This window comes from Fulvivirga sp. (assembly GCF_040220315.1).
Taxonomy (GTDB): Bacteria; Bacteroidota; Bacteroidia; order Cytophagales; family Cyclobacteriaceae; genus Fulvivirga.
Genome location: NZ_JAVJUY010000391.1, coordinates 1 through 1,781, shown reverse-complemented (window position 1 = coordinate 1,781; position 1,781 = coordinate 1). Strand labels below are relative to the sequence as shown.

At 34.5% G+C, this 1,781-nt stretch carries 2 protein-coding genes; both read left to right on the top strand.

All coding sequences use genetic code 11. From position 1 onward, the window contains the following. Positions 1-1,352, top strand: a 1,352-nt coding sequence (locus tag RLO81_RS20215) for a T9SS type A sorting domain-containing protein (protein WP_350116232.1), incomplete at its 5' end; no start/stop codon positions are given. A gap of 2 nt (positions 1,353-1,354) precedes the next feature. After that, on the top strand, positions 1,355-1,735 hold the full coding sequence (locus RLO81_RS20210; RefSeq protein WP_350116229.1) for a hypothetical protein: 381 nt from the start codon (positions 1,355-1,357) through the stop codon (positions 1,733-1,735). The last annotated feature ends 46 nt before the right edge of the window (positions 1,736-1,781 follow it).

The window sequence follows — 1,781 nt, the reverse complement described above, 5'->3', positions numbered from 1 at the left end:
TTGTTGTACTTCCTAAAAGAGATGTACCTTATTTACTTCAAAATGGCGGTGATTTTGAATCAAATTTAACTGATTTTGGTCCTCAAAATATATCAGGAACTGGTTTTGAATTGGGTAATTCATCAATTGATGGAAAGGATGGAACTGCTAGTGGGTCAAATGCCTGGGTTATTGGATTAGATGATGCTGAGTACGTTGATGACTCCGAGGCTAGACTAATTTCTCCAACATTTGCTTTTAATACACTTGGTAATTACACGATTGAGTTTAAGTCCAAACACAAATTCGAAGATAATTGGGATGGGTTTATTGTTGAATATTCAATTGATTTAGGTGATAGTTGGGTAAAACTCAATAACGTTCAAGAAGAAGGATGGTATAATCAAATCAGTGATCCTCAATCTGTATTTGGAGCTAATCAACCGATCTTTAGTGGAGATACAGAAGGAGAGTTTATAACCTTCAGTACTGATGTATCATTTTTGTACCCTAATAATAATGTGATTTTTAGATTTTTATTTTTAAGTGATGCAGCTACCGTTGATGTAGGAATGGCACTTGATGATTTTCAATTATTAGGCCCGGAGCCTGGCCCAGCCGTAGCTGATTTTTCAATTAGTGGTGATATAGGTTGTGATGGACAAGTACTTACTTTTACGAATTTGTCAAATGGTACTATCGAAAGTCTGACATGGGATTTTGGTGCGAATGCCACACCTCAATCGGCAGAAGGTATTGGACCACATTCAGTAACTTATGAGAGTGATGTTTTAACTACTAATACAGTTGTTTTAACAGCAGTAGGTACAATTAATGGAGAAGTCACCAAGGAAGAGGAGATATCGATTGCTCCATTACATCAACCGGAACCATTTGTGATTGATTATCTACCAGGTAATTCTGCAACTCTTACAGCTTCAAGTGGTGATGAATACCAATGGCTAAAAGATGGTGAAGAGATAATAGGTGAGACAAATCAAACAATAACTGTAAATGAGTTTAATGCCGACTATTCTGTATTGATCGGTATTGATGGATGTGTTGTGGAAAGTGATGCACAAACTGTTATTTCAAGTACCTATAGGAATGAGGATGACTTACATTTCAACCTTTATCCAAATCCAATTAGATCAAATGTTTTAAAGGTAACATTGGATAGTAGAAGCTTTGGAGATGCTGTAGACTGTGAGATCTATAATCTTTTTGGAACCAAAGTACGAGAGTATAAAAATAATAGGCTAAATAATAATCTAATCAACTTAGATATTACAGGTCTGTCTTCTGGCTCTTATTTATTGAAAGTGACTAATGGAAAGACGGTGTTATCTAGGCAGATAATAGTAAATAGATAAAAATGAAAGAATTCATATTTTTTAGCTTCTTATTATTGGCGTTCTCTTGTAATACTTCTAAAAGCTCTAGTTCTGGCAAGCTGGACATTGTAGAAATAGAGGATGCGAACACTTTAAGTCCCGATGAGAAATATACTCTAGTAATAGAACAAAATGATTCTGGAACTAATAAGTTTTCAGTATTAAAAGATCAATCAAAAGTGTATGAAGATTCTTTCGAGAGCGGCTATGTAAAATGGTATGATACGCACAGACTTGAAATATTCAAGACCCCAGGTATTATACCACCGAGTAAGAATAAAAATGACTTCATCATAATATATGATGTTGTAACAAAGATTAGTAAGACGTTGACTGAAATAGAAGGATCTAACAACGACTAATCTATTTACTTAAATAAGTTTTCACATATTCTTCCACACCTTCTTC